General features: G+C 53.4%; 24 protein-coding genes. All 24 read right to left on the bottom strand.

Annotated elements, in window-relative coordinates; all coding sequences use genetic code 11:
• Positions 1-26: 26 nt before the first annotated feature.
• A complete protein-coding gene (locus P3S72_RS13280; protein WP_276197688.1) occupies positions 27-2,411 on the bottom strand; it encodes a hypothetical protein in 2,385 nt (794 codons plus the stop codon).
• Positions 2,412-2,435: 24 nt separating this feature from the next.
• On the bottom strand, positions 2,436-3,014 hold the full coding sequence (locus P3S72_RS13275) for a hypothetical protein (RefSeq protein ID WP_276197687.1): 579 nt from the start codon (positions 3,012-3,014) through the stop codon (positions 2,436-2,438).
• Positions 3,015-3,356: 342 nt separating this feature from the next.
• On the bottom strand, positions 3,357-4,382 hold the full coding sequence (locus tag P3S72_RS13270) for a hypothetical protein (RefSeq protein ID WP_273911877.1): 1,026 nt from the start codon (positions 4,380-4,382) through the stop codon (positions 3,357-3,359).
• Positions 4,383-4,484: 102 nt separating this feature from the next.
• Entirely contained in the window at positions 4,485-5,405 is a 921-nt protein-coding gene (locus tag P3S72_RS13265) for a hypothetical protein (protein WP_276197686.1), read from the bottom strand.
• Between the two features lie 34 nt (positions 5,406-5,439).
• Positions 5,440-7,065 (bottom strand): portal protein, encoded by a 1,626-nt coding sequence (locus P3S72_RS13260; RefSeq protein WP_276197685.1) that lies wholly within the window; start codon positions 7,063-7,065, stop codon positions 5,440-5,442.
• 10 nt (positions 7,066-7,075) lie between these two features.
• Positions 7,076-7,345, bottom strand: a complete 270-nt coding sequence (locus P3S72_RS13255; RefSeq protein ID WP_276197684.1) for a hypothetical protein — start codon at positions 7,343-7,345, stop codon at positions 7,076-7,078.
• Positions 7,346-7,364: 19 nt separating this feature from the next.
• Positions 7,365-7,637, bottom strand: a complete 273-nt coding sequence (locus tag P3S72_RS13250) for a DUF5476 domain-containing protein (RefSeq protein WP_276197683.1) — start codon at positions 7,635-7,637, stop codon at positions 7,365-7,367.
• Between the two features lie 11 nt (positions 7,638-7,648).
• Positions 7,649-7,897: a phage protein gene (locus tag P3S72_RS13245; protein ID WP_276197682.1), complete on the bottom strand. Its 249-nt coding sequence runs from the start codon at positions 7,895-7,897 to the stop codon at positions 7,649-7,651.
• 146 nt (positions 7,898-8,043) lie between these two features.
• Positions 8,044-8,922: a hypothetical protein gene (locus tag P3S72_RS13240; protein WP_276197681.1), complete on the bottom strand. Its 879-nt coding sequence runs from the start codon at positions 8,920-8,922 to the stop codon at positions 8,044-8,046.
• A 402-nt stretch (positions 8,923-9,324) separates the two neighbouring features.
• Positions 9,325-9,591, bottom strand: coding sequence for a hypothetical protein (locus P3S72_RS13235; RefSeq protein ID WP_276197680.1), 267 nt, complete (start codon positions 9,589-9,591; stop codon positions 9,325-9,327).
• Between the two features lie 21 nt (positions 9,592-9,612).
• Positions 9,613-11,760 (bottom strand): DNA polymerase, encoded by a 2,148-nt coding sequence (locus P3S72_RS13230; protein WP_276197679.1) that lies wholly within the window; start codon positions 11,758-11,760, stop codon positions 9,613-9,615.
• Entirely contained in the window at positions 11,747-12,199 is a 453-nt protein-coding gene (locus P3S72_RS13225; RefSeq protein WP_276197678.1) for a hypothetical protein, read from the bottom strand. Before P3S72_RS13225 ends, P3S72_RS13230 begins: the two co-directional genes overlap by 14 nt.
• Before the next feature lie 90 nt (positions 12,200-12,289).
• Positions 12,290-12,484: a hypothetical protein gene (locus tag P3S72_RS13220; RefSeq protein WP_276197677.1), complete on the bottom strand. Its 195-nt coding sequence runs from the start codon at positions 12,482-12,484 to the stop codon at positions 12,290-12,292.
• A gap of 20 nt (positions 12,485-12,504) precedes the next feature.
• Entirely contained in the window at positions 12,505-14,196 is a 1,692-nt protein-coding gene (locus tag P3S72_RS13215; RefSeq protein ID WP_276197676.1) for a DnaB-like helicase C-terminal domain-containing protein, read from the bottom strand.
• On the bottom strand, positions 14,183-14,737 hold the full coding sequence (locus P3S72_RS13210) for a hypothetical protein (RefSeq protein ID WP_276197675.1): 555 nt from the start codon (positions 14,735-14,737) through the stop codon (positions 14,183-14,185). The genes P3S72_RS13215 and P3S72_RS13210 overlap by 14 nt, the downstream gene beginning before the upstream one ends.
• Positions 14,738-14,817: 80 nt before the next feature.
• Entirely contained in the window at positions 14,818-15,264 is a 447-nt protein-coding gene (locus P3S72_RS13205) for an N-acetylmuramoyl-L-alanine amidase (RefSeq protein WP_276197674.1), read from the bottom strand.
• Positions 15,265-15,267: 3 nt separating this feature from the next.
• Entirely contained in the window at positions 15,268-15,717 is a 450-nt protein-coding gene (locus P3S72_RS13200; RefSeq protein WP_276197673.1) for an endodeoxyribonuclease, read from the bottom strand.
• A gap of 2 nt (positions 15,718-15,719) precedes the next feature.
• A complete protein-coding gene (locus P3S72_RS13195) occupies positions 15,720-16,412 on the bottom strand; it encodes a DUF2815 family protein (protein WP_276197672.1) in 693 nt (230 codons plus the stop codon).
• Positions 16,413-16,517: 105 nt separating this feature from the next.
• A complete protein-coding gene (locus P3S72_RS13190) occupies positions 16,518-16,877 on the bottom strand; it encodes a hypothetical protein (RefSeq protein WP_276197671.1) in 360 nt (119 codons plus the stop codon).
• Positions 16,878-17,064: 187 nt separating this feature from the next.
• A complete protein-coding gene (locus P3S72_RS13185) occupies positions 17,065-17,733 on the bottom strand; it encodes a hypothetical protein (RefSeq protein WP_276197670.1) in 669 nt (222 codons plus the stop codon).
• Between the two features lie 224 nt (positions 17,734-17,957).
• Positions 17,958-18,131 (bottom strand): hypothetical protein, encoded by a 174-nt coding sequence (locus P3S72_RS13180; RefSeq protein ID WP_276197668.1) that lies wholly within the window; start codon positions 18,129-18,131, stop codon positions 17,958-17,960.
• Between the two features lie 3 nt (positions 18,132-18,134).
• Complete coding sequence (locus tag P3S72_RS13175; protein WP_276197667.1) at positions 18,135-18,584, bottom strand: hypothetical protein; 450 nt, start codon at positions 18,582-18,584, stop codon at positions 18,135-18,137.
• Positions 18,585-18,729: 145 nt separating this feature from the next.
• Entirely contained in the window at positions 18,730-19,725 is a 996-nt protein-coding gene (locus tag P3S72_RS13170; RefSeq protein WP_276197666.1) for a hypothetical protein, read from the bottom strand.
• Positions 19,725-19,997: a hypothetical protein gene (locus P3S72_RS13165; RefSeq protein ID WP_276197665.1), complete on the bottom strand. Its 273-nt coding sequence runs from the start codon at positions 19,995-19,997 to the stop codon at positions 19,725-19,727. The genes P3S72_RS13170 and P3S72_RS13165 overlap by 1 nt, the downstream gene beginning before the upstream one ends.
• Between the last annotated feature and the right edge of the window lie 123 nt (positions 19,998-20,120).

The raw sequence follows: 20,120 nt of genomic DNA, 5'->3' as shown, positions 1-20,120 counted from the left end.
GATTCCTCCTTGTATTTGTTATCTCCTTACACGCCACTTGACCGGCGCATGTAGTTACCCTCCCAACCGCATCCGATGATGTTCAGAGGGACTGGTGCATAGGACGAAAGGGTTACGCTTTGAGCCTTGGCGTTGCCCGTGACTGGGAACTTGAATTGCCCTGTACCCAACGTGAGCCCGCCAAGAGTTGCTTCTGTGCCCAGGCGCCCACCTGCCATTACGTACACGAACTGTGTGGACCCATTGTTCACGTTGATTTCAAAGGCGCCCGAATTGTCGTAGTTCACCCATGCTCGCCGTAGCTGAAGACGCCCGATGTCCTCGGTATTGGTCGTACCGTCATCTGCTGTTTGCTTGATGAGGAACTTTGAGAACTCGTATTGAAAGCCGTACTCATGACCAACGATGAAAGTCGTGCCCATGCGATTCCCGACTAACTTAATCCGGTCGTCCACGTTCCAGTTGTCCGAGGTGTGGCGCTCTAAGACGCCCTGTGGGTCCAGGGTGTAGAACACTGAAAGGGGATCAGGAACACCGCCATAGATGTCACTCAGGCTCGCATAGGTCTCATTCAGGTCCTCGTCGTACCGCGTAGGTGTCATCAGCTTCTTCATGTCCATGTAGGCCCTATAAGGCTCCTGCATGTAGTCCACGGTGTCCGCTGTGAACTCGATGCGCTCCAGGCACATCCCGACACCTGCGCGCTCATTCAGCAGGTACATATACGAACCAATACAGTCAGCCGCCAGGACCCGGTTGGTAATACCGAATTCCCAATGTGACCAAGACTGCTGTACCAGCTCTTCCTTGAGGTAGAGGAACTTGTAGATGTAGACCTTGTTTTCTTCGGAATCCGAAAGGACGGAAACGAAGTTCTCAGTACCTGACCCGTGGATGTGATAGACCACGTTTTGCAGATAGCTTGGAACGTGCGAAGAGATGTCTTCTGCTGACTTAACGTCGCTCACATCCTGCACCGCGTAGTACCGCTTGAGGCTCGTATAGGCCGCTCTCGGTGCAGCGAAGTAAACACCCCGCCCAATCCCAAAAGGCCGTGCCCCATCGCTCACATCGAACTCTGTGGTTAGGTCCAACTGGGCCGTCTTGGTCGACATGATCCCCTGAGAGGACAGAACGAACTGAGCCTGATCGGACCACAGCAGCAACTGTTCGGAGAACGGTACGGCGTACTTTAGGATGCTCACCCGGTTGTGACTGATCGCTACGTCAATAGGATCGTCGTCACTGATGGAGCTGACAGAGGCCGGGAAGAAGTTGAAATACTTCGAGGTCCTGGACATCACAACGTTTTCACCCGAGAGGAAACCTAAGCGGTTCCTGAAGAAGAAAATGTCGTTAATGGTCGCCTCTACAAACGAGGGCATGGGGTTCGTTAAGTCGTCCCCACAGGTTCTGTCAGGCCACGTTAAGGCTTTCCAGTCAAACTGACCGTCAGCCGCTCGGACCAGGGCATGAGGCATAGACGTTGGCTCAAACCCGGTAATGATCCCTGGCTTAACGGTCTCCTTCCAAACCTGCCCCGCTGAGTCATACCGCACCCAATAGTTATCCCCGGTACGTGATGCCTCCCCTGTGATTTCCACGAGGTATCCGTCAATGCACTGAGCGGGCAACTTGGCGAACGTCTGGACCTGATAGATGAACGAGTTGAGCAGTTGGTTTGCGTAGCCGTCCTCGGTCTTCACGGTCTTAATGTCGTTCCCAGCGGCTGTCACAATGATCCAACCTTGGCCCGCCTGTGCGGTGATCCCGCGAGAAGCGCCGTTAGTGTTGATCTGTGCGGCCATCTGAGTAGCGATGTAACCGGCATCCGTCTGCTCCACCTGGGGCGGCGTAGTCACCACAGAGTCACCTACGGGCATCTTCAGGATTGCCATCTGGACATCGTTGATGTGTATCTTCAGGGTTCGGCCGTATTGACCGCCTCTGACGTTGATTACACAGCGCCTCGTCATAGAACCGTAGTCGGCATGGGTCAGCGTGCTTTTCATTGCTGTCAGCTTGTTGCGGTTGGTAACGAACGTGTAGTCAGCGACGGTGATTAAGCGCAGGTCATTCCGTGGATGCTCACAGTTGGCATAACCGTTGTAGCCCCGGACGGTGTAGCGGTTCCCTTTGAGGTCCGCAACTTCAACGCCCTGCCCCGTGAACACCATAAAATACTGTTCGGATGCATCACGGTTCACGAGGTGGATAAGAGGCTTCGCGCCAAACATACCCACAGCACCTAAGCGCTTCAGAAAGGTCGTTGGTGGGCGCTTCTGTAGACCTTCAGTTTCTGAAGACCATCCATTGATTTGTACCTTACCTTGGTTACTGAAGCGCAGAATGTCCGGCTGTTGCGATATACCTCCTTTAAGGTTCTTAACACTTTGGGAAACAAGACCCATGTAGTGACCTCCTTGTTATTGGGATTAACGGGAGATTCGGCCACCAGTCCATGCGTCACCATCGAGCATGTTGTAGTTACCATAATCAAGTTCGTACTCCTGGCATTCAGCCCAGGCGGTTGCCTCCTGCTCCTGTAAAGAACCCTCAATCTCACCGGCCCCAAAGAACCGAATATTGAAACGCCGGGAGGCCTTAGCGACGATGTAAGAGCGAAAACACTCAGGCATCTCTTGGTATTCCCGAAGGCGCACCAGGGACACAGTTATGGGTGCCGTAAACACATCGGTCTTCGCTGTGCGGTCGTAGAGAAACCCGCTGCGATTTGAATAGTTTCCGGTGGTGATCTTTAGATAATCGCCGAGATAGTTAATGAGCCCCGAGAAAGTATCAGGGGTTAACGTTGCATCCTCTTCGATATTGAAAGCCCAGCCTTTAGACTGGACTTCACGATTTACCTGATTGAGCAAGCGACGGCAGTTAGCCACATCAGCGTTAGGGTCCCCTTCCAGGGAACTAACAGGCGACTCGCCAATAGCTGCAAGCATGTCATTAACTGCTGACAGCTCATCGTCGGACTCAATGAATGATTCAAGGCTTGCCATTAGGCCCTCCTGAAGGTATGTGCAAGAAACAAAAAGCCCCTCTAACCCTTTAAGAAAACGGGATGAGGGGCTTTAGGTGGTTTTAGGAAGCAGCAGGCACAGTCACTGCGCAGCTCTTAGAGAAAGAGCCATCTACAGTTGTGCATGTAATCCCAGCGGTTCCTTGAGCAACGGCCGTAACGACTCCCGCAGAACTCACAGTAGCCACAGCTTCATTGCTGGACTTCCATGTGACAGAAGTATTAGTGGCCTCAGCAGGCGCAGCGGTAGCCGTCAGAGACTTAGAGTTTCCGATCTGGAGAGTCATAGTCGCTTGGCTAAGCGTTACGCCAGTTACTGAGGTCAGGCCGCTGTGAAAACCAGTGCGCCAGCAGCTTCAGGACGCAGGCCACCGTGCCCCATCGCGTAGCGACCAATGATCTGATCAGCCTGGAATTCAGGACGGCGGGCACGCTCCAGAGCCATATCTTTCAGCTTCACGGTGCCCACAGCCGAACGGTGGTTGAACAGAGCGACCACGTTATCCAGAGCTACCTGTACGTCACCGCCAGTTGTCTCAGGGAACGCGTGCTTACGGTTGGTGCCTTGACGGTCATCACCTGCACCGCCCTCAGTCAGGTGTGGTACTTCGATGATCTCGAAGCCCATCACGTTCTTGATGTTGCCGGTTTCAGGATCGGTAAGCGCCGAGAAGTTGGCAGCGTTAGGCAGCAATGCGGCCAAGATAGCGCTGTAGTATTCAGGCTTGGTGTAGACCTTACGATCTTGAGCAGGCACATAGTTGCGGGTCAGTTTCGCACGGGCAACGGTGAGCGCCTTCAGGATCGCTTTACCCAGTGCCTCGGCGTCAGCTTCCAGAGTGGCCTTAGAACCGATCTTCAGAACGGTCGCAGTGCCCAGGCCTTCAATGTTCTCGTTAGCAGCGGCTGGCAAGTTGCACAGCTTAGCCATCTCAGCCAATACAGCACCGTCCGCAGCGATAGCCAGAGCCTCACCCAGTTGAGCCGAATACTCAGCACCAACGTCATAGTGGTTCATGGCGTTTTCAATATCGAAAATCAGAACATCCGAAGCCAACAGACCGTCGATAGTAATAACTTTCTCGGCGTGTTTGATGTCACCGCGCTTGTCATCCAGGTTCTCACCGGCTGCAAGGTAGTAACCGGCAGTACGGCCCATTACCGGGAACGAAGCGGACTTACCGTTTTGAATGGTACGGACCATATGTTTGTCCATGGTTACAGCCCGACGCATGAAAGCAGTCAGAACTTCACCACCGAAAACTTTTAGAAAGTTAGCCAGTTTGTCCGCATCGGTAACGCCTTTACCTTGGTTCTTACCAATCTGTTGACCTTTAGCATTTGCCATGTATTAGCTCTCCTTATTCAGTTATCTCCGGGCGCAGAAAGGCCTTCAGACGGATGTCCGAAAGTATCTTTCTGTTATAGTGGGGGTTTTAAATCGGAGGTCTTACCAAGAGGCGGCAAGTACCTTATTTCGAACTTCCTGGGTGTACTTAGCGTCTCGACCATAGCGCGGGTCGTTCATCGCTTTAACCATATCGGTTTGAGTAGCAAAGCCCTCAGCTTGTTGAGCAGGGGCACGGCCCGCAGGTGTTGCATTACGGCGGTTCAAAGTTCGCTCAGGCTGCTTACCGAACTTCTTTGCCTGACTTGCCATGCCCAGGTTGATTACCGTTTGAACGGTGTTCAGGTCCCGGCGCTCAATGGCGTCATACAGCGAGTCCATGGACTTCGGGGAGTTGGCTTTCAGGTGGGCCACAACGCGGTCGAACTGTTCCTTGCCACCTGCATACGCCACGATCTTGGAGACGTAGGCTTCTGCTACAGCTTCCTGACCCTTCATGAACGAGTTGACGAAACCAGCCGAATAGCCAGCTTTAGCCAACTGCGCATACGAGTCGTCCGAGAGTTTCCCGTCAGCTTCATATTCGTCTTCGATGCGGGCCGCTACGTCAGCAGGTAGGCCAGCTTTGATTGCCTGGGCGCGCATCTCATCGAAGCCCGTGGAGTACTCATCAAGCTGCTGAGAGGCTTCGGTCAGTTCTTCATCAGGATCGCCAAGGGGCGTAAAGCCATCCTCCCCCTGTTCGGGCTCAGCGCCGTCCGACTCATCTTCACTTTCGGTGCCCTCTTCGTCTTCGCTGGCTTCCTCTTCCTCAGTGGACTCTTCGGTTTGCTCTTCAGAGTCATCCGCAAGGTCAATCGAGGTGTCGCCGTCACGGGTAGCCACGTCCAGGGCCAACATGTTCTGAGCGTGTTCAGCAGGATCGCTGGAAGACATCACAGCGCTATTCACGCCGAAGGACGCATAGACGTCAGCGGATTGGTAAACGTGGCCCACGGCCAGAGCCAGCATGTTGAATCGCATAGGGTCTCCTTAAATGTATTGTTGAGGTGTTCTGTCAGGCCCCGATAGGGCCCGCTTGAATGCCAGCGGTGTTCATGGCTGACTGCATGTTTTCCGGGCTTGCGGTTGCTTGCGCAGCCACACCCGCGCCGAGACCTTGAGCAGCAGCCTGACCGCCTTGGGCGACCATCTGTTCAGCTTGGCGTTTGGCCTTGTCGGCGTCCGTGAGCAGGAGCCCAGCGGTGTCCATGCCAATGGCGTTGGCGAGGCGAATCTTTAGGTTGCTCATGTTTATGTCAGGGTCTTGCATCAGCGGCGCAATCGCTTGCAGACCATTGAAGAACTGAGTCAACTTGTCGAGGTCCTGCCCACGGCCAAGTGCTTCCAGGCCGGTGCTTACAGTTGGCTCTACGGCCTCCTTGGGCATGTCGGGAATCTGAGAGGTGGCTTGAAGCTGGTTCAGCAAAATCCGCACAAGCGGCAACTGAAGCTCCTGGGAGAGGATCGAATAGACCCCGCCAAGAGTGTCCTCAAGCTCGCTTGCCACATACCGAATCTCTTCAGCAGTCACACGCTCACCCGAACGCTGCACGGCTGAGTTCAGCATGAAGACATAGGCAAGACGGGACTCAATGGCATCTGCCACGGACTTAGCGACTGAGAAGTCAGCAGTCTTTTCAAGCTGCAAAAACTCGATGTCCTGCTTCCGGCCTGCTACGAAGTCGCCCGTTTGGGCCTTGGTAAGACGCCGTACTTGGGTCATCCCGTTAGGGTTCACCAAGCCAACGATCTTCGAGGCGATCATGGAAAACTTGATCATGGATTCGTGAAGGTTCTCCAGGGACGTTAAGTCGCCCAGGTATTCCTCACAGTGGGAACGGCCATAGTTTTCACCGTCCCGCTTGGTCCATCTCACAGCGATCCATGGAACCGCATCGGGTGGGTATTGCCCATCAGTGCCGTCCACTTCCTCACCGTCCACTTCCTGATAGCTCAAGAAGTCGCCTGACTCATCGTCAAGGTAAACGTGTGTGTAGACCTCCACTTCTTCATCGGGCTTTTTGTCGCCAGAATCCGAGAGGGAGTTACGGACATCTTCAGGAAGGGCCGCGTAGGCCACCTTGTCCAACGTGACAATCTGCAAGACGTTCCCGAAGGAGTCCCGCTGAACCACATAGGAACTCAAGGGATAGAGCTTCATCGGGTTGTAGCCCGTAGAGCTTGCATCCGGTTGCGGTAGGTGAAGGCATCCATTGCCAGCAAGAGCTAACTGTCTGATCAGCTCAAAGAGCGTCACGCGGTAGCTGTTGGCTTCCATGAAAGACATCATGATCCGCTCAACCATACCCAAGCCTTGATCCACGATTGCCAGTTGCTCAGGGTCAGTGACAAGTTGCTTTGCCTGCCACTCGGACACCTTCAGCTTCATCCAGCTTTGCAGCGGGAACAGAGCGAGCATCACCTTGGCGGACAAGTTGTTAAGACCACGGGCACCCACTGCCTGCCACGGTGTGGTGTAGTCAGTCGAGGCGTTATCCGAGGTCTTTGGGAACAGCGAGGGGATTGTTACTTTCGCGCAGTTTTCAGCGCGGGTCTCGTAGGGAACACGGTCATTCTTCAAGCGGTCATAGACTGCCTTCGCCGATTCTTCTCCAAGCCCTGTGCGAGCCGTAGAGGCCATATAGACCTCCTTAGATGTTCAGACCGGTCCCCTGGCTGCGTGATACGGAAAGGGATCGTTTACCCTTCGCCTTGGCAGCTCGTTTTGCTGCTTCGCTATCGCCATCTTCGCCAGTCTGCGTGTCCTCTTTAGGAGCTTCGACTTGAGCAGCGGCTACGGGAGCTGGCGCCTCAACAGCAGCGGCTACGGGAGCTGGGTCTTTAGGCTTATCACTACCGCCACCAACCAAGCCTCCTGTTAACTTTGAAACCTTCTTGAAAGCCTTCTTGAAAAAACCCATTAGTTCCTCCTTGTAGTTATTAACCTCGTTTAAGGGCTCGTTTAACGGATGAACTTGAAGATGCCTTCTTGGCAAGTCCGGTGTCCTTTGCGACAGCAGCGGCTGGAGTACCATCACCCTGCTCTTCCTTTTTGACCTTCAAGTCTTTAATGCCATCGGTTGTTTCCGACTTATCACCATCGCTCCCATCACCAAACTCGACACCTTTAGGTGGCTCTTCCATTACGGGGGCTGGGGCAGCGATAGTTGACGGGTCGACCTTTGGCTGTTTGGCTTTTGCTGAGAAGCACATAGAACCTCCTGTCAGTCTTCTTCGGTTGGAGTGTTCCGCTGCTCCTGCATCAATTCGATAATCTCAGTGACAGCAGTCATGCCCTCAAGGAACCCGCCAATGAATGACTCGGAGTAACCCGCCTTACGGAGGTCCTCAAGTACACCAGTACGGATTAGATAAGAAGCATTGCAGCGGACGTTAAGGTATTGCGCGGAAGCATTCGGAATATCGGGGATGTTTTCAGGATCACTGATTACCGCTTGAATATCATTTAACACAAGAGTTACACCTCCTTATCGGAGACGAAAAGATGCCTTTAAGAAGACAGAAACTTTCAGTCTCCTATGGTTATAGTGGGTGCTTTAAAGTCGAATCAGAAACACGCCGAGCAACACGCCGAAAGTGAGGCCCGTAAAGAACACCTCTACGGTTTCCATAAGATCGGCTTCTTGTTCTCGTGGTCCCAGTCAGACCAGCGCAGGATTCGAGCGACCTGGGCCTGTTGCAAAAGCTCAGCCTCAGTCATGTCCTTTGATGCAGCTAACGAGACCATGCAGTCCCACAGCGTTTCCGTCTCGGTGGGGGCACGGGAAGCCCAGTAGTTAACCTCTTCACCCTTCCGTGGGCCGGACTTCATGACCTTTGAGGCCTCGTAGAAGAACAGCGGGGAATCCAAGAACTCTTCAGCGACCACAGGACCTACACCGGGAATGCCAGAGTAGCCATCTGTCACGTCGCCTATGAGGGTCTGGTACATGTGATAACGATCCGCCTGGGCTTCACTGTTGCGCATCATCTTGCCCTTAGTAAGCCACATGAACATACCGGGGACCGTGTTGAAGTCCTTGTCGCAACTTGCGGAGACCACAGCGACACAGCCAGCCAGGGCCGGGTTAGTCATCAATATCCCGCAAACGTCATCACCCTCAACGCCATCCCAGCGGAACGCGTTGTCACCGTAGTGCTGCATGCAGGCCTCGACAAACGCCGGGTAGCCCACAGGCTTACGCTTGCCTTTACGGTTCGCTTTGTAGGTCGGCAAGACCTCCTTACGGAAGTTGTCAGAGCCCGAGATGATGCACAGCGGCACCAGCTCAAAGGGCTTCTTGTTCTTCTTGCGGATGTCCGCTTCGATGTCCACCAAGATGGACTTAATGGTCCCGCCCAGGATGCCCCGAGCTTTCGCGTGGTCGCACTCAAGGGACCAAATGTCATCACCCCAATCCTGCTCGCGCTCGCTTACGGTCATTGCCTCGAAGATCAGGAAGTCCATGTCGAGAGCCACCCCGATACGAGCGGTCATTGCCAGCCACCTGTAGCAGCAGCGTGAAGTGCGGATGCCTCCCATCCAGCGTTAGAGACTTGTTCACGTAACCGCGTGTTTTCTCGGCGCAGCCTTTCGTTATCCAGCTTCAACTGAGCTATAAGTGCTTCGACCTCTGAAGCTGTACGAACTGGCTCCTTGTACATTGGAGGAAAACCAACATTAGGTAGGGTCATACAGCACCTCCGTGTTTCTTGAGGAACAGTTGACCCGCTGTCGTCAGCGACCAGACGCCCATGTTTCGTCCGTCAGTGGACACACACGAGATGTGGCCCCGCGATGCTGCCTCAGAGACGCCGTGGGCATTCTTTCGGTAGAAGTCAGATTGGAACGTGCGGGCTTCCTTTTTGATTGCGTAGAGCATCCGAATGTATTCACCCATTACTTAACCTTCTTGGTCTGAACGGGGCTCATGCGAGTTACACCCGCATCCTTCAACTCGCTCAGAATGCCTTGACGAATATCCTTAAACGCATCACTAAAAAGAGTGAACACCATATCCTCGTCGGACATTGCCAGAAGCTGCTTAGCGAACTCTTGACGATGCTTGTTGTACCGTTCCAAGTTGGCCCGAAGCGATGCAATTTCTTCAGTGCGGAAAACAACACGGGTCGAAAAGGTGTGTTGAAGATTCAGAGTTACGGCCATAGAGACCTCCTTGATTATTGGTTAGTGACATTCGCGCCAAGTCGGCCCGATCTTTCCTTCTGTATCGAGGACACAGCGGAACCCGAAGGACTCGCCTACATTGCGAATAGCTTGCTGAGCAGCGGCCACACAGACTTCCCCAATCTCTTGGGTACGTGCAGCAATCTGCAATTCGTCGTGGACCCATGCCATGAAGCAGAAGTCGCCGTCCCATCCGTGGACAAGGCCGTGTTCTTCCATAAGGAGCCTTTCGGTTTCCACGACCCACGCCTTGCAGATGAGCGCGCCGGCCGACTGAAGGAGCGTGTTTAGGGCACTGTGAGGTGAGCGGACGTGAATCTTTCGGCCATCCAGACCCTTAATCCAACGGCGCTTCCACTTGATGTCAAACTTGCGAAGGGCTTGGTTCCACTTCTGGTCTGAGATTAGGGATTCTTCAAGGGCTTCGCGGAGAGACTTGATAACGGGCGTACCTTCCAAGAAGGCTTTCTTCAGCTCTTTACCGCGTTTCGCACCGCCCCCAACGATTGATCCGATCTTGGCGTCACCCGCTCCATACAGAAACGCATAGATAAAGGTCTTCGCCATGTCCCGCCAACGGTCGTGGTCGTGATTGGACTTGTCGCGGATGGTCGCCTGACAGATGCCAGCAGCCACACCGTTAGCCCAATGCACGTCACCGTTAAGCACCTGATCGGCATACGCACCATCGTCAAACTTGGCGCCGAAGTGCCCCAGGCAACGCAGCTCAAGACCGGAAGCATCCACGCCAACCTGCACGCAGTTCTCCCAGCCCTTAAAGCGTTTCTGAGCGAAGACCGCACCAAACAAGGCACGACATTCCGGCCCATAAGGACTCTTGGCGCTGGGGACCTGGCCCATGTTCGGGTAGCTGTGAGTTGCTCGACCTGTTACAGCCCCGTTGGGGTTGATAGAGCCGTGCATTGAGCCGTCCGAATGGACCAGTCGCATCCATGCGTTATCACCTTCGGCCAACATCCCGATTCTCTTTTGGATCATCAGGTAGTCACGCACCAGGGCGATGCAGGCTTGGGCGTCCGAGTCAGCAACGGTCACGCCTTCAAGGGTCTCGTCGTCAACCTTTGGGGCGCCCTTGTCTGTGAACTCAGTCGGTTCCCATCCGGCGTCTTTGAGGACCTTGATTAGGTGCGCGCCGGATGCCGGATTGAACGTTACGAACTCGACAGGCGTGTATGGGGCACCCGCAAAGGTCTCCCGTGTGTCCTTCTTCTTGCCGTCCTTGAGGTAAACACCGCCGACCTTTGGGTACTTGACCCGAGGCATTGGGCGACCGTCAGACCACTTCTCAATGGCCTTACCTGTCTTGGGGTTTACGAACAGCTCATTGCCGCCCTTGGGTTGATACCAAGAGCCAAACGTCTTAATGAGCTTCACCAAGAGGTCAGAGCGCTGGCCTGCAAGATCAGCGTAGAGCCTTTCAGCCCCGTCAGAGTCGAACGGGAAACCGTTGCGCTCCATCTGAGCCAGAGTCCACGCAGTGTCATGCTCAAGGTGAACCGCACGGATTGACTGCATCCAGTGTTCGCCATTAGGAGCAAGCCCACTGGGGAAGTAGTACGGGTCTGACATCAACTTGGTAACGAGCTTGGTCGTGACTACAACGTCCTGAACGCAGTAGTCCTGCATGGCCTTTGACCAGTTCTTCCATTCGAGACCCGGCGTGTAAACGGTGCCATCTGCAAGGCACTGGGCCTTAAAGTCGGTCGTGTATTCCCCTTTCATCTCGCCTAAGCGATAACCCCAGGCTTCCAACGCATGCGACCCAAAGCGATTGCCTGGGAGTCGCCCAGTACGCAGAAGGCCACCGTCTGTGTCTCTAAGATTCGCGTGGATCAGTCGGGACAGGACAAGGGTGTCCATGACCTTCTTGCGGGGGATGTTGAGGCGTTTACCGAAGTACTGACGCTTCAGCTTGTCGAGGACCGGGATGTCGTATTTGATCCCGTTATGGAAGACCACAAGGCCATCCGGTTTGGCCGCTTCCGCTTCGAGCTGGGCGATGTATTCCTTGAGCTGGTCAGGGCCGAACTCGAAGACCTCACCAGTGAAATAATCCTTGCTGACCCCACAGTGAAACTTGCTGACGTTCTCAAGGAGCCCGTCTGTCTCAATGTCAGAAGTCAGCATTAGGCGTTACCTTGATGCAGCTCAGCGGCAACCACAGGCCTTGCTTACGGGCCGTACCGCGCATCTCAAAGTGAACTGCCCAGCCGGAAAACCCCTTCAACTTTTCGGATTTTTCAGAACCCGGCGCGATCCATTCCGAGGACTCTACGGAGAACACATACCGGCGATACATGTATGCGTTCAGGTAGTGCCCAGGAGGCAGGGAAGTCACAGTGAACGAAGCCCCATCACGTACAGGACTGGTGCGCTTCTCAGGAGGCGTAAGAAGCTCGTGAAGCTGCTCTTTGAACAACTCCAGCTCACTCTTCGCCGGGGCGACCCAACGAGGCTCTCGCTGAAGGTGGACTTTCGATTCGTCGTAGGAGTAACCCAGCGATTCCAGCAGCTTTACAGCAATTTCACCTTTGCGCAGGTGGGCGCGTACTTTTTGATTGTCCACAGTGAATCCTCCAAAGGAATTGGTGACTGGTTGGGTGTTCGAATTAAGGTTGAACGAAGGGTCCCCAAAGCGGAGACCCTTGAGTCACTCTTAGATCAGAGCGGAAACCTTGGCGGCTTCTTCAGTCAGGCGCTTACTCTCCTTGGCAGCTTCGAGGGCTTCAGCAGCCGCCTTTGCGCTGGCCTTAACGAGGAAGTCGGCTTGAGCCTTCTTGGCGTTTGCGGCCTTGGTCATTGCAGCGGCCAGTTTCTTCAGAGCGAATTTGTACAGTTTGATAATGGTCATAGGGTTTCTCCTTGAGTGGGTTAAAAGTCGGGGTTTGGTTCTTTCGGTATGTCGTCCTTCCAGTCGTCATCACTGTCCGGTTTCCAGCCATCGGGCATCTCGTCCAACCACCCGGTTTCCTTGTTGTAAACCAGATATCCGGCCACACCTGTGTCACCCGTAAAGCGGCACTTCAGGACCCTGATCGTGACCACGTTCGGGTTGTCCCCTTGCTGGTTACGCTCCATGGCAATGATGGTGTCGCTGAGCTGACGTAGAGAGCCGGAACCGCGAAGGTCCGTAATGGAAACCTGACGGCCTTCTTCGTGGGCCTTCCCTTTCTCGGGGTTCTTCAGGTGGCAGATAACGACCATGAGGATGTCGTTGGTTTTGGCGAAGGTCTTCAGCTTGGTCATCAAGCGGTCAATGGTCTTCCGCTCGTCGCCGTTGTCATCCATGCCCGAAACCACGATAGAGATGTGGTCCAGCACGATCACCTTGCAGCCCTGCCCCTTCACCATAAAGTGCAGCTTGGACATCAAGCGGTCTTCTACGGATTCCGCAAAGGAGTCATAGAGAAACAGCTTGTCCGTCTCAAAGATGGCGTCAAAGGCAGCGTCAAACTCTTCCTCTGTGGTGCCGTCAGGGTTCTGTCGATAGCGACGGCGCATGTGCAAGCCCACGAGGTCCTCAACGGTTTCCTCAACGGACTCTTCAAGCATCGCAACGCCTACTTCGAGGCCGTGTTGCTGGAACCAGCTATAGACGTTCTGGCGCACAAAGGTGGACTTACCCATGCCTGACCCGGAAGTCACCATAAGCAGCTCACCGGCCCGTGCATCCTTGGTCATACGGCGCAGTTCAGCAGGACCCGCCAAGGGAATCCTCGGGATGTCTTGCTTGTTCTTAATGCGGGACTTCAGGGACTTCGCGGAGACCACGCCATCGGGAACGAAAGGCGCGGCGTTCCACATTGCATCCATGATGGCTTTCGCTTGGCCGTTCATAACGCATTCGTTCGGGTCTTTCATGGGCAGTACGGCGATCTTCACCTTGCCCGCTGGCAGAACCTCAGCAGCATCCATTGCCGCTGCACGGCCAACGTCATCCATGTCAAACATGAGGATGATTTCGTCGAACGTATCGAGATACTCGTAGTTCTTAGCGCAGGCCTTACGGGCACTCGGAGCGCCTGTAGGAAGGGACACCACGGGATACTTCCCGCCCTGCAATTGGGCCACGGTCAGACAGTCAATCTCACCTTCCGTGATGATGATCTTCTTGCCTCCAGACCACAGATGCTTGCCGAAGAGGCAGTCAGCTCCATGCTTGCCCGTAGATGAGAAGTTCTTGTCTGCATCGCGGACCTTCTGACCTACCAAGTTCCCATGTTCGTCACGGTAGTCAGCGACTTGAATGTTCTTGCCACTGTGGGTCTTGCCTACCCAGTATCCGTACTGTTTGCAGATGGCCTGTTGCAGGCCACGCTTAGGCAAATCCTGAAAGCGGCCTTGGTGTTCTCCCATCGCCATTGTGCCGTTGGCACGCAAGGTGTTCGCTCGGGTCCTGTGACCCTCTGAGCCATCGCCTGGGGTGTGGTGATTGCACACGAAGCAAAAGGTATGGCCGTCTGAGTAAGTCGCCATGCCATCGCTGGATGAACACTCTTCAACGTTCGTGCAAGGACCTTTGTAGAGCAGTTCGCTTTCCGGTAGGTCCTCAGAACGGTCCATTAACACCGCCTACAGGAACCTCCAGGGCTTCCCCGGTTGCCCTACGATTGCGGAGGTCCACAAACTTGGCCTGCATCTTCTCCAGGCGCTTCAGCGAGTAGTCTTTACGGACAGCCGCCAAAGTGGACCAGTGGGTCTGCCCGACAAAACGAACATGTGCCCCGTCGATCCCGTGATGAATCCCTGAGATAACGAACTGGTTCAGGTTGAAGTCGAAAGCGTCAACCGCTTCGCCGACATCAGTGCAGTCGTAAAGGCAAACATCGATGTTCGTGCCTTCGATCTTGAAGACACCGATGATTCGATCGGAAGAAGACTCGTTGTAGAAGTGAATGACAGAGTGCGCGACCCCTGCCTTTTCAAGAAGCGATGAGGCATACAGTTTGTCATCGCAGCAGATAATCACGTCGACATCTTTAGGAGTGACCCCAAAGTAAATATCACGGGCTGCACCACCTGCGATAATGCTGGGGACGCCTTCTTTCTGGAACAATTCACATAGGTCAAAAGCCCCTTGCATAGTTGCCCGATTAACAGACATAAGTAATCCTCCTAAGTTAAGAGGTGAAATTGCTGTTAAAGCGAACCCATTAGGCCCGCCTTACAGTTGCTTGATGGGTATTACGCAGGGGTTCTCTTAAATGCCCATTCAGCCACGTCAAAGGACGGGCAGGCTTTGCCAGAGTCGAGGTCTCTATGGCCTTTAAGAGTGGCGTTCGGATACAGCGGCACAAGGGTTTCCCATACCAAAAGGTCCAGGGCTTTCCATTGAGCATCCGTGAAGTTGTTCTGAGGCTTCAACTTGTCGTCAACGCCTCCTACAAGACACACTCCAACAGACTCTGAGTTGTGCCCTTTAACGTGGGACCCTACGACATCGTGAGGACGGCCGATTTCCACGGTGCCATCTCTACGGATGATGTAGTGATAGCCAACGTCAAGCCAGCCTTGCTGTACATGCCACTGACGAATCTCACGCAAGCCAATGTCCATAGAAGGACGTGTAGCCGCGCAATGAAGAACGATAAGGTTTGTCACCTCCCGCTGTTTGAATTGGACACGAGCCATTAGTTACGCTCCTTTCTCTTTCAGAATTCCGTCAGGAATCTGCTTTTTCTTCTCCTTCATCCAAGCCAGTGGGACCAGCTTGTCTGCGAATTGAATATTGTGTTTCTCACACCACGCCCCGTAAGTTGTGGGTGAGCCCTTATAGAGCTTCGCCTTGCTCGATGAGAAGACCAATCGAATATCAAGCTGAGGATATTGTTCTCGCAGTAGCAGATGCTTTTTGCGGTCTTCAACTTCCCATATGCCCTTACACTCAATGATGATGCCGTTCCCCAGGATGAAGTCCGGGAGATACTTAGCGACTCGTGCAGGGATCGTGTAGTTAATCCAATGCTGCTCAAAGGTGTAAGGGATACCGTGCTTGTCCATCAGTTCGCTATTCTTCTCTTCCAGACCTGACCGAAAGGAACTTGCAGCCCTTCGGGGTCCGGCGTAGCGGCCTAATGCGGCCACGGTTAGAAGTCGCCGTCGTTGTCTGGGATTTCCTCGTCAGCGTGACCGCGAGAGCCGGACTCTTCGCCCTCTTCCCATTCGCCGGAATCATCAGCGGAGTAGCCGCCCTCTTCCACATCATCAGCCCAGTCGTTGCCGCCCTCGAACTCTTTCAGGTTCAGCAGCATTACACTGTCGATTTGCAGCTTCACGGAAGCACCGGCCACAGCGGTCCAGCCATACGGGAACAGAGTGAACTTCACTTTCAACTCAGAGCCGCCAGCAATGGCCGGTACGTTGTCGATGCGCTTACCTTTGGAATCGACCACCTTCAGGGGAATCGCTTTGTTCTCCTGGGTGTTCTTGTCGATGTACGAGGCGTAACCCTTGATCTTGAAGGTCACAGTGCCGTCGCCGTTATCCACGAAAGGCATATCGCCCTCGTAGGGCAGCAGAGGCTTCTTACCGCGAGGAACCGCTGGTGGGTTCTTTTCGTGTTCGGCCAAGAGCTTCTTATAGTTGGCTTCGTGCGCCTGAACGATCTTGTCGATCAGGGGCTGAGCCTCACGGGAAGGAACGGTGTGGTCAACCTTCCAGAGACCACGGGGATTGCCGAAGCCCTTTTCTGGATTGCCGTAGTCCGGCTTTTGAAGGGCGCAGTACGGTTCCGCGATCCCTTTAGGAGTGGTGAGAATTTCTTTACGTGGACCTGCCATAGTTATGGGTCTCCTTGTTGTGTCTGAATTGAAGGCGCAGGAGTCCGCTCAAGACATTTAAGTCTCAAGTGAATAGTCCGTGTGCTTTAAGTGGGTGTTTAAAACTTACGAGAAGCTCGGTTGAATAACCTTGCGGGATTCGCTTTGCAGTTCTTCACGACTAATAGCCATGGAGATTTCTTGTGCTGGCGACTTACGCACCGAGCGATATACCGAATAGACCACATGGACAAAGTGTTCCTTCAAGAACGACTTTTTGAATCTCCATACGTCATGTCTGAAGTGTGCATGACTTTCGGCACCCGCAAGCTCCAACAAAGTCAGCTCGACCAGCTCCTGTTGCTTTACGGTCATTAGGCGTTCATAGAGAACACCAGCAAGGCCCGACTGCCGGACATGGCTGAAGTTGTTCAGGTGCAGGAAGCCGTCAGGCTTTGCCCGACCGTTGCCCTGTGAGAGGTTCACAGAGTCACCCCAAAGCGATCCACATTCGGAGCGACCATAGGACGGATACGAGTTACACGGGCACCACTGCTAAAACGGGCCTCAGCAGATGCCCATGCAGCGTCCATACTGACCGCGTAGATAGTTACTTCGTCTACGTGATCGTCAATTTCTACTGTTGCCTTAAAGGTCTTATGCGCAAGTTCCACTATTTGATTACTCCTTGTTCTTTGAGTTGATCCAACATCGCCCACGGCTCGCCCAGTCGATTCACCACAAGGGCGTCGAAGGGATGGGCCATTAGTGCAATGTCGGAGATGTGATAAGGCTGATCGTCTACGCCTGGAATGAACCAATCGCGGACTATTCGGATTGTCTTAACGGAAGGCGCATAAAGCAGCCCTTCGTATTCGTTGATCATTCGCATGTCAGTAACCACAACATGGTCGTAAGTACCGACTTCGAGTGCCTTGCGAACTTCGATCATGCCCAAGTCAAACCAGACGTTAGGCTTACCGAGGAACTCACGGTGGTATTGAGTCCCGAAGGTCTGCAAGTGCCAGCGTAAAGAGCGAGGCTTTTGAAAGTCTTCACGACTCTCCATACGGGACTTCAGGAAATCCGTATAAGCGGAACGCTCCAGCTCTTCGATGGCCATACCTGGGCACGGCTTGTCCTTAGCAGAACTGTGCATGTCACGTTCAAACATGACCGCCAGCCCTTTACGGCGACCGGCCAGTTCTTCGGCGCACATTCGTTTAAGGACATCCGCAAAAGCCACACGAAAAACTTTGCGGCCCTCAGATTCCAACAGACTAATCAAAGTATCCTTACCGGACTTCCCTCGAATACTGTTAAGACACAGGAGGTCAGTCATTCACGTATTCCTTTACTTTCTGCCAGATGTCCAACAGACGATTCTTTATGCGAACCCACAGAGCCTCTTTAGGCTTCGGTGTCGATGTATGGCGTTGGGAGCGCTGAGAAGTAAATAGTGCAGCGTTATATGCACGATCATTTGCGGACTGCGCCAAACGATAGGCGAACGCAGGCGTGGAGCGAGACATAGGAGTCCTCCATTAAATATGGTTTAGAGAATTATTAGAGTTTCGGGTAAATCCCCATTGCAGCAGCTTGTTCAAGAGTGAGCAGGTAACGGACAGGCTTCATGCTTTCTATCTGAACCAACTGGTCCACCCAAGGCTTAGCCCGCTCCATGTACTCACGCTGTAAAGCCACAAGATGTTCACGAATAAACTTTTCGTGCTCTTCCATTAGTTACTCCACTGGGTTGCCCATTTGCAGAGCCTTCATGATGTCCCGCTGATTCAACTGCATGTCCCGTATCAGAGCAGATTGCTTTAAGATTCTCTGGTCAAGGTACGCAATAGTTTCGCTTTGATCCTTGAGGCGATTGACTCTCAGAATGAACTCAGCAAGATTCTTCCAGCGATAGTGCCCCAGCGGCTCACGGTGGCCGTATCGACGGTCTACCAACATGTCAGGGGTCGCAATGATCTGTTCAAGGTCGCTATACAGTTCCTTTCGGAAGTTGTTGCGGCGATCCTTCTCGCGCCCCTCAGCGACTTCCTTAGCGGCCTTTTCGGCAACTATGCGCGCCTCTTCCTTAGCCTTCTCACGAAGTGGTTTGTTAGTTTTCCAGCAGGCGAAGCAGGCCACGGAAAGGGCGGCGGTGACGATAGGGAAAAACAGTTGCAGAAGGGTCATGCATTACTCCTTAATGAGAGAGGACACGGAGACAGTAGAACCACGAGTGATCTACACGGCACTCCTGCCAAAGTGTTACTTCGTACCAAGCTGCGAGACCGATTACCGAAACCACGCCGAAAACAATAAGAGCTGACTTCATTGGTTACTCCTTAATAGTTGGCTCAGAGATGCCACGGAAAGAATCGAAAGATGGGTGACGCAAAGAACCGTCCGGATATCGCTCCATGAACGTGACGCGGACTGTGTGGCCGTGGTAGGGGTTCAGGTAGTCGGTATACGAGCGTTCCTCTTGATGTTCCTTAACCTTGGCCGTGAACTCTTCCATAAGTGCCTTGCTGATCTTGCAGGCATTCACAACATGGCCGGATTCAAGGAGAACCTCGAAGCCAATCACCTTTCCTTCATTAGCCAGCCCAGGAGTGCCCCAAACGAGACCCACAACCTTTCCGTCTTCGTTGTCATCGGGAACCATCTTCCACATACCGGATTGCTTAGAGCGCTTCCAGATACCGTTAGGGTCTTTAAGCACCACACCTTCTAACTTCCGCTCACGGACGGACTCATAAAAAGCGTCAACCTCTTGCATGCTGAAGCAGTCCATGGACTCAATAACCGACCAAGCAATCTCAGGGAAGCGCTCTTGCAGCAACTTCACTTGGTACTCAATGTGGTACTTCATGACACTGTGGGTCACGTCATAGTCTTGGCCCGAACGGACCACAGACATTGGCACAATGCCGAACACGATTACTTTCAGGCGACTCAGGTCGATAGGCTGGTGACGGCGAAGAGTCCCGGCGATGTCTTTACACGGTAGGTCATCAATACGCAGCTCAGCGTCCAGCATGAACCCTTCAGAGAACAAAGCCTCGTCTAACTCGAAGAACTTTGACCAACGAGGGTCAAGAGCTAAAGGAAGCTGATCATTAAACGCAGGAAACTCTTTACCTTCCCGGCTCAACCAATGGACTCGATGCACAGAACCAAAAGGCTCAACACAAAGGTTCAAACGGACACCATCCTCTTTAACATCAGCAATCAAATAGGTCTCATCAAGAACCTTAGTGACGGCTTTCGTATTGAAGTTGACTGGTCGGTGCGGGCTGGTTTCGAGGATTACACTTTGAACCTTGCTCATTAATTAGCTTCCTTGCCGGTCAGCATTTGGACTTTCGTGAAGGTCGTTGCGAACGCTCGGCGCACTCGCATCTCTACGGTGTCGTTGAGAAACTTCGCGTACTGATAGCAGCGCTTTGCGTCCGTAGTTGCCGTAATGAAACGAAGGGAGCGCAATTCGCGCTTATCTACCAATTGCCGGGTAGTCTTAGACGCATCCTCAATAGTCAACGTTGTGTCGAAACAAAAGGTCTTCTTATCGAGAGCCGAATAGGAGGTCTTTACGTTGATCATTCTGCGCTCTCCCAGTTATGGCGGGCTTGGCGCTGCACTTTATTCAACTTGCCGCGACGGACCCGTACAGCTTCCATCTCGTCATCAGTGCGGCGCTTGGAAGTGCGGGTGTTGCGTTCAATT

The organism is Pseudomonas sp. D3, assembly GCF_029320995.1.
In the GTDB taxonomy this organism is placed as follows: Bacteria; Pseudomonadota; Gammaproteobacteria; order Pseudomonadales; family Pseudomonadaceae; genus Aquipseudomonas; species Aquipseudomonas paraveronii.
The sequence above is the reverse complement of the archived record's forward strand: the minus strand, read 5'-3'. Positions and strand labels throughout refer to the sequence as shown.

Bases quoted from the DNA above. Each gene is read 5' to 3' on its own strand.
- P3S72_RS13280 (WP_276197688.1), bottom strand. From the start codon at position 2,411: ATGGGTCTTGTTTCCCAAAGTGTTAAGAACCTTAAAGGAGGTATATCG.
- P3S72_RS13275 (WP_276197687.1), bottom strand. From the start codon at position 3,014: ATGGCAAGCCTTGAATCATTCATTGAGTCCGACGATGAGCTGTCAGCA.
- P3S72_RS13270 (WP_273911877.1), bottom strand. From the start codon at position 4,382: ATGGCAAATGCTAAAGGTCAACAGATTGGTAAGAACCAAGGTAAAGGC.
- P3S72_RS13265 (WP_276197686.1), bottom strand. From the start codon at position 5,405: ATGCGATTCAACATGCTGGCTCTGGCCGTGGGCCACGTTTACCAATCC.
- P3S72_RS13260 (WP_276197685.1), bottom strand. From the start codon at position 7,065: ATGGCCTCTACGGCTCGCACAGGGCTTGGAGAAGAATCGGCGAAGGCA.
- P3S72_RS13255 (WP_276197684.1), bottom strand. From the start codon at position 7,345: ATGGGTTTTTTCAAGAAGGCTTTCAAGAAGGTTTCAAAGTTAACAGGA.
- P3S72_RS13250 (WP_276197683.1), bottom strand. From the start codon at position 7,637: ATGTGCTTCTCAGCAAAAGCCAAACAGCCAAAGGTCGACCCGTCAACT.
- P3S72_RS13240 (WP_276197681.1), bottom strand. From the start codon at position 8,922: ATGACCGCTCGTATCGGGGTGGCTCTCGACATGGACTTCCTGATCTTC.
- P3S72_RS13235 (WP_276197680.1), bottom strand. From the start codon at position 9,591: ATGGCCGTAACTCTGAATCTTCAACACACCTTTTCGACCCGTGTTGTT.
- P3S72_RS13230 (WP_276197679.1), bottom strand. From the start codon at position 11,760: ATGCTGACTTCTGACATTGAGACAGACGGGCTCCTTGAGAACGTCAGC.
- P3S72_RS13220 (WP_276197677.1), bottom strand. From the start codon at position 12,484: ATGACCATTATCAAACTGTACAAATTCGCTCTGAAGAAACTGGCCGCT.
- P3S72_RS13215 (WP_276197676.1), bottom strand. From the start codon at position 14,196: ATGGACCGTTCTGAGGACCTACCGGAAAGCGAACTGCTCTACAAAGGT.
- P3S72_RS13210 (WP_276197675.1), bottom strand. From the start codon at position 14,737: ATGTCTGTTAATCGGGCAACTATGCAAGGGGCTTTTGACCTATGTGAA.
- P3S72_RS13205 (WP_276197674.1), bottom strand. From the start codon at position 15,264: ATGGCTCGTGTCCAATTCAAACAGCGGGAGGTGACAAACCTTATCGTT.
- P3S72_RS13195 (WP_276197672.1), bottom strand. From the start codon at position 16,412: ATGGCAGGTCCACGTAAAGAAATTCTCACCACTCCTAAAGGGATCGCG.
- P3S72_RS13185 (WP_276197670.1), bottom strand. From the start codon at position 17,733: ATGACTGACCTCCTGTGTCTTAACAGTATTCGAGGGAAGTCCGGTAAG.
- P3S72_RS13180 (WP_276197668.1), bottom strand. From the start codon at position 18,131: ATGGAAGAGCACGAAAAGTTTATTCGTGAACATCTTGTGGCTTTACAG.
- P3S72_RS13175 (WP_276197667.1), bottom strand. From the start codon at position 18,584: ATGACCCTTCTGCAACTGTTTTTCCCTATCGTCACCGCCGCCCTTTCC.
- P3S72_RS13170 (WP_276197666.1), bottom strand. From the start codon at position 19,725: ATGAGCAAGGTTCAAAGTGTAATCCTCGAAACCAGCCCGCACCGACCA.
- P3S72_RS13165 (WP_276197665.1), bottom strand. From the start codon at position 19,997: ATGATCAACGTAAAGACCTCCTATTCGGCTCTCGATAAGAAGACCTTT.